Genomic DNA, 6619 nt, shown 5'->3' with positions numbered 1-6619 from the left:
AATAATAAAGCTAATGATGCTACTTTTGTTTTCATACGATATGATTTTTAGTTCGACATTTCCAAGACAACCGACAGGTCTTTCCTGTTTCCGATACAAAAGTACGGGCATTATTCCACAACAGCTTTGCTGCAAGGCTCAAACTGTTTTGTCCTGAAGTTCATCTTACCATGAAGGAGCGACACCATAAGCCTCCTTGTATATCTTGGAGAAATGCGACAGGTTCTTGAAACCCACATCGAAGCAGACTTCCGTCACTTTCTTCTTGCCTGATTTTATCAGGCCGTGCGCGGCTTCCAGACGACGTTTGATAATCCACTTTTGCGGTGTCAGGTTGCTGACTTTGGCAAAGTCCCGCTTGAAGGTAGCCAGGCTGCGTCCCGTGTAACTGGCGATTTCCTCCAGAGAGAGATCACACATGTAGTTCTCGTTCAGATAGTCGAGAATGTCGATTTTCCATGGCTCCACGAAGTCGAACAGCGAGGCATAGAGATTCCGGTCTGTATTAAGCAGTACATATATCCCTTCTACCATTTTCAGCTTCAGTACATCTTCGGACGGTTTTTCGCCTGCATCGAAATAGGGTATGACCGATTCGAACAGCGAACGGATATCAAGCCTGTTACTGGGCAACACGCGCAGGCTTACCTTCTCACGTTCGGAGTCGTTCGGAATCTGTTGCCGGTTAAGCGTCTGGTAAAATTCTCTTAGAAACGGTCTTGAGAACTTCAGTACGACAGAACGGTAAGGCTTTCCGTCCTCTACCTTTTTCTGCAACCACATCCGGTTATCGCGCCGCATGAAAGCACAATCCCCCGGATGCAACACGGTTTTCTTACCACGTTCCTCTATCTCCAACTCACCGGAGCACAAATAAATAAGCGTATGCTCCCTGTTTTCGTGGGCGCATCCCCGGTCATCGGTGAAATAACTCGCTATAAGCACGTTCGAGCAATCGAATACATCTAATCGTTCCATATTGTCAGTCTTTAATTTTCGCAAATATAACGCATTCCAACCATAAAGTTTTTGTTGTAAGGCTCAAATTTGCAAAACGGATAAAATATTTTTGTACGCTTGACCTCGTATGGCAGCTGTTACCTTACAGACTACAGTACAACACATTACGGTTTCAACGGGCCATAAAAGTACGATGCCGTAGCACCGCCGTCGATCAGAAAGTCCGCTCCCGTGATAAATGCCCCTCTGTCACTCATAAGTAGTTCGGCAACATTGGCAACCTCGTCCGCGGTTCCGGGGCGTCCTGCCGGACATTTGGCGAACATGTTTTTGTAAAAATCACCTCGCGGCCCGTTGAACTCGTCGATAGCCAAGGGAGTTACAATGATACCAGGTGAAATGGAGTTGATTCTTGCCCCGCGCTCGCCCCATTTCACAGCTTCGGCCATTACACGTTTCACGTTACAACGCTTGGCCATCTGGTAAGCGTGTAACGTATCCTTGATACTATCCGGTTGCAGCATGTCGAGCGAGAGCAATTCTTCGGCAGGAGTCGTGGCCAGTAGCATATCCTCCTCGATGGTCAGAGCGGGCATCCGATGCCCCGACTGGCTGGAAATCGTTACCCCGACACCGTTTTCTTTAATAACCTTCCCAACTTCTTCGAGCAGGACAGCCGTTCCGTACAGATCGACTTTCAGAATCGTTTCGATGGAAGCCTGACTCGGTGATACGCCCGCCGTATTGACGAGCATTGAAATTTCACCATGTTTCCGTGCAACCGCAATCAAGTTCAAAATGGACTCCCTTGAAGAGAGATTCATTTCGACGGGTACTGCATCAAATCCCGCCTCATTCAATATACGGCAAACAGCCTCGGAACTCTCCGGGTTCAGGTTTCCGACAACGATCTTTTTCCCATATCCCATACGGCGGGCTATCGCCATTCCTATCTGACCGGCACCGGTCAATATCATTACTTCTTTCTTCATATTTACTTTTTCTTTATTCTTTGATAACGTGATTTTTTATCTCATTGCCGGTTTATTCTTCATTTTGTTCCAGCACACGGGCCATCCGCTCCAACCCTTCAACAAGCAGTGTTCGGGGGCAAGCAATATTCAGACGGATAAATCCCTCGCCGCCGGGCCCGTACATCGTACCTGAATTGATCATCAATTTTTGTTCCTCTTGCAGGCGCAAGGTCATAGCATCCGAACCGATACCGAGTGCTCGGCAGTCTATCCATACTAAGTAAGTTCCTTCGAGTGGTAACACGGGATATTGCGGTAACCGCTGCTCAAAAAAGTGGCAGAGATATTCGTAATTCCTACGCAAGTATTTGCGCAAAGCATCGAGCCACTCTCCACCCTCGTTATAAGAGGCGATTGTAGCGATTACGCCGAACGGGTTGACATCGCACACTTCATTGATGTTGATGGCGCGGTCAATACGACGACGTACATCATCATCGGCCGCAATGATATTGGCAATTTGCAGTCCGGCAAGATTGAATGCCTTACTCGGTGAAACGCAAGTCACGGAATTTTGTTGGAAGCGTTTAGACAGGGAAGCAAAAGGAGTATAGTCATACCCCTCATAGGTCAGTTCGCAATGAATTTCATCTGCCACAACAAACACTCCGTTGCGCAAACAGATGTCTCCGATATGCCGCAGCTCTTCCGGCGTCCAGACCCGTCCGACCGGATTGTGAGGATTACATAGTAATAGGATTTTCGCCTTCGGATCAGCCACCTTTGCTTCGAGGTCGTCGAAGTCGATTGAGTAGCGACCATCTCGGTAAATGAGGTTATTGGCCGACAGTTCGCATCCGTCGTTGCGAATCGACGAATAGAAGCAGTTGTATGCCGGAGTCTGGACGATTACCTTGTCGCCCGGTACGGTCAGGGCTTTGATAATGGCCGACAGAGCCGGTACGACACCGCTTGTATAGATAATCCACCGGGGATCTATCCGCCAACGATGACGGTTCTCGAACCACCGGACGACTGCATCGTAATAGGTTTCGGGTACTTTGGTATAACCGAAAATGCCGTGTGCAACCCGCCTTTGCAAGGCTTCTACAATGGTCGGTGCAGTACGGAAATCCATATCCGCCACCCACATGGGCAGCACATTTTCCTCCTCAGGAGTGTCCCATTTGTAAGAGTTCGTCCCGCGACGCGGGATAATCGTATCGAAATCGTATTTCATAACTTATCTATTTATTCGTAATTTATAAATCCAGTTACTGCCCCAAAGTCTCGCGAGGAAGATTACTCCCCGGAAACAAAGCTCGATGCACATGGCAAGCCACACGCCGCGTAGTCCCATCGTGGGAGCAAGCCATGCCGCCAGTGTCAGTCGCACGCCCCAAATGCTGCCGAAGTTCATCAGACTGGGTACGAATGTATTACCCACACCTACGAATACACCGTAGGCAACGATAGATGCCGCAAACATCGGCTCTGCAAAGGCTTCTATCCGCAGAATCTCGATTCCCAACGTGCGGATTTCCTCCACGGGAGTCATCACTCCGATGATTTGCGGAGCCGCCACATATATCAACGCTCCCATAACACCCATAATCAGCATTCCCGACCAGACGGTAATATTGGCAAAACGACGGAGCAACCGGATACGGTTCGCTCCAAGGCTCTGACCGACCAACGTCGTGGCAGCCTCCGAGATGCCGTAGCCGGGCATATAGCAAAGGCTTTCGGCAATAATGGCGAACGAGTTGGCAGCAATGGCAACGATGCCGAGCGGTGCGACAACCACCGTCGTTGCGATCTGCGCTCCACAAATGGCCATGTGTTCGAATCCCATCGGTAACGAAATACGGAAAGACTTACGCAATGTCTCCCGTTTGGGTAGAAAACTTCCCCGTTCTCCGACGAACTTCAGCATGGGCGAGCGGCGGCATAGATACCACATCATTCCTCCGGCGGTAACGAGTTCGGCCAATACCGTTCCCAATATAGCACCTTTCACACCCAGACCTGCACCGGGAGCGGTAAATACTACTCCGAACCACTCCACATGCCTCGTCGGAAAGATCAGGAAGAAGTTGAACACGACATCCAGCAAGCACATCATTATATTCAGCATGGCGGGCACGCGCATATTCCCACTGCAACGCAACATACCTCCTGCAAGAAAGTTCAACTGCAAGGCAGGCAGGAATAGTGCGAATATTCTGAAGTAGAGGGACGAATCGTTCCATATCGCCTCGTCTCCACCCAACCAGAGAGGAAGCATACCGCTGATACAAATACCGCCAACAGCCAACAGCGAACTGAAAACAAGCGTGGCAGTAACTGCTTGACGGAGTATCTTTTTGGCTTCCACGAAATCCCCGGCTCCGATACGATGTGCCACCTGCACGGAAAATCCCGTCGCAGCGGCTGCACACACCCCCCAGAACAGCCAAGTTGTGGTCGAGACCAATCCGATGGAAGCAGCGGCATTCGCACCGAGGCTGCCCACCATCGAGGCATCGATGTACTGCATGGCGATAGAAGATATCTGAGCCATAATGGCCGGGACGCTGAGGTATGCAGTCAGGCGTAACTGCTGCCCCAGCGTCATTTGTTTCCCTTCGCGGATAAGCGATAACAGATAATCAGTCTTTCCCTTTCCTATTCCCATTAAATTATTCGCAAGTACGTCAATCGGTAAAACAAGTTTTCTCATCCCAGAGTCTCAGCTTGCAATCGGCGGGAGCCTTGATATTCTCGTCAAGGATAATCTCTCCGTAGCTCTCGGCGGTGATACAACCTGTTCGCGGATTCTTTACTCCGCCTATCGCACCTTTGATGGTGGCCTGCACCGAACTGTACTCGAAAGCCCGGTCACAGTCGGGGCCGAACGTGCAAGTCTCCAACACGAGGTCGTGGGCATAGCAGAGCGGCTGTTCGCCGGTAATGTGACAGTTCACCAACCGGAGATTGTGCGAATGCCAGCCCAAGTATTCGCCGTTGAGTTCCGAATCGTAGATCGTCACGTTCTCCACCTCCCAGAAAGCATCTTTCGTGGTGATTTTGGCATTATGAATCTCCACATCTTTCACGTACTGGAAAACGTATTTACTGTCACTTTCCAATCCGTCGATGCGGATATTGCTGCTGAACATGAAGGGATAAGTGCCGCCATGCAGTTTCAGATTTTTGATATTCAGATTCCGGCAACGCCAAAACACTTCATCGGCATCGTTTATCTCCACGTTCTCGATTTCGATATCGTGCATCTCGCGGAACATCTTGGGCGCATCAATGCGTGTATTCGTCATTTTCAGATGGTCGGAGTACCATAGCGCCGAACGTCCTCCGACATCGAAGAAACAACGGTCGATAACGGAACCATGCACATGCCAGAAAGGATAATTCCCCTCGAACCGGCAATCAACGGCTTCGATGTTGCTGCACTCCTTGATGGCCGACTCTCCGGCACGGATGATTACATTTTCCAAACGTAAGTCATGTGATTCGAACAAAGGTCTTTCACCTCCGAATTCTGCATTTGATATTACTTTCATACTTTCCTTATTTTTAATTATTATTCATATTCGACTTATAACAGCGCAAAAGTACGAAGCGCCCTTTATGACCACTTTGCTTCAAGGCTCAATTTGCTTTGTTATAAAGTTTATCTAACAGAGGATGGTTCATGTTATAGTACTATAGATTTAATGAATTGGGCGGGAACACCAGCTGCTACCGTATTTGCTTCCAAATCTCTTGTTACAACCGCTCCGGCCCCGATGACGACATTGTCGCCGATGGTTACGCCTTGCAGAATCGTTGCATTGGAACCTATCCATACGTTCTTACCCAACACGATGGGTGCAGGATAGGTCGTATGACGTTCTTCCGGAGCCAAACCGTGATTGAGTGTGGCAAAGACCACGTTATGTCCTATCTGGCATCCGTCACCAATTATCACTCCGCCATGATCCTGAAAATGACAGCAGGCATTGATGAACACCCCTTCGCCGACGGTGATATTTTTACCGAAATCGGCATAGAACGGTGGAAATACCCGGAGCGATTCCGGTACCTCGTAACCGAATAGCTCGGAAAGTAATCCGCGTACTTCGTCCTGTGTGTGGTATGCTGTATTCAGCCGGAAAGTAATGCGCCGGGCTTCGTTGCTCATATCGTCCATAAAGCGGTGTATCTCCTCTGTATCGAGTGCCCTACAAGTCTTGACATATTCTTTGAATGCATCTGTTGTCATGCGTCTTATCTCCTTTCAATCTTCACGGGTATATCTCCGGCTATACTTAATACTTCGATACCGTTCCCGTCGATACGACCGATTTTAATCAGGGCGTTACTATGAGACCAACTCTTACAGAAAATAGCTACATTGCCCCACGGTGCATAGATTGTTATATCTCCGGGTGTGGGGGCACAGCCTCGTGTGACGCCTTCGGTTGTCAGAGCCGGATCAGGATAGAAAATCTTCTCCGTCATGTTGTTATAATCGTTCAGTGTTATTTCAAGAGGCAGGCGAGAGAGGAAATCCCGTGCGGCGGCATTGTCTTCCATCGTAGCGGTAACGGTACGGTCGCCGACAGTAATATTTACGTTCAAAGAAGATACATCGGGAGTTTCTGGTTCTCCATCCTCTTTTTCTCCCGGTTGTTCGGGAGTTT

7 protein-coding genes are annotated in these 6619 nt (G+C 49.1%); all 7 read right to left on the bottom strand.

Translation table 11 applies throughout. The features are described 5' to 3' along the window. Positions 1 to 165 precede the first annotated feature (165 nt). Positions 166 to 978, bottom strand: a complete 813-nt coding sequence (locus AB5935_RS23000) for an AraC family transcriptional regulator (RefSeq protein WP_008671729.1) — start codon at positions 976 to 978, stop codon at positions 166 to 168. Between the two features lie 146 nt (positions 979 to 1124). Further along, complete coding sequence (locus AB5935_RS22995) at positions 1125 to 1952, bottom strand: SDR family oxidoreductase (protein ID WP_008671731.1); 828 nt, start codon at positions 1950 to 1952, stop codon at positions 1125 to 1127. 52 nt (positions 1953 to 2004) lie between these two features. Further along, the gene (locus tag AB5935_RS22990; RefSeq protein WP_008671732.1) at positions 2005 to 3174 is read right to left on the bottom strand and encodes a MalY/PatB family protein; all 1170 of its coding nucleotides are present in this window, start codon (positions 3172 to 3174) and stop codon (positions 2005 to 2007) included. 3 nt (positions 3175 to 3177) lie between these two features. After that, on the bottom strand, positions 3178 to 4611 hold the full coding sequence (locus AB5935_RS22985; RefSeq protein WP_038610100.1) for an MATE family efflux transporter: 1434 nt from the start codon (positions 4609 to 4611) through the stop codon (positions 3178 to 3180). Between the two features lie 19 nt (positions 4612 to 4630). Continuing rightward, positions 4631 to 5497, bottom strand: coding sequence for a DUF3737 family protein (locus AB5935_RS22980; RefSeq protein WP_038610103.1), 867 nt, complete (start codon positions 5495 to 5497; stop codon positions 4631 to 4633). 134 nt (positions 5498 to 5631) lie between these two features. Continuing rightward, positions 5632 to 6198: a sugar O-acetyltransferase gene (locus AB5935_RS22975; RefSeq protein ID WP_007832638.1), complete on the bottom strand. Its 567-nt coding sequence runs from the start codon at positions 6196 to 6198 to the stop codon at positions 5632 to 5634. A gap of 5 nt (positions 6199 to 6203) precedes the next feature. Beyond that, a partial coding sequence (locus AB5935_RS22970) for a cyclophilin-like fold protein (protein WP_368327599.1) occupies positions 6204 to 6619 on the bottom strand: 416 nt, incomplete at its 5' end.

Origin of the sequence: Phocaeicola sp. RTP21198st1_B8_RTP21198_201120, from assembly GCF_040929485.1 — a bacterium.
Lineage (GTDB): Bacteria > Bacteroidota > Bacteroidia > Bacteroidales > Bacteroidaceae > Phocaeicola > Phocaeicola dorei.
This window is presented reverse-complemented; position numbering and strand designations above follow the sequence as displayed.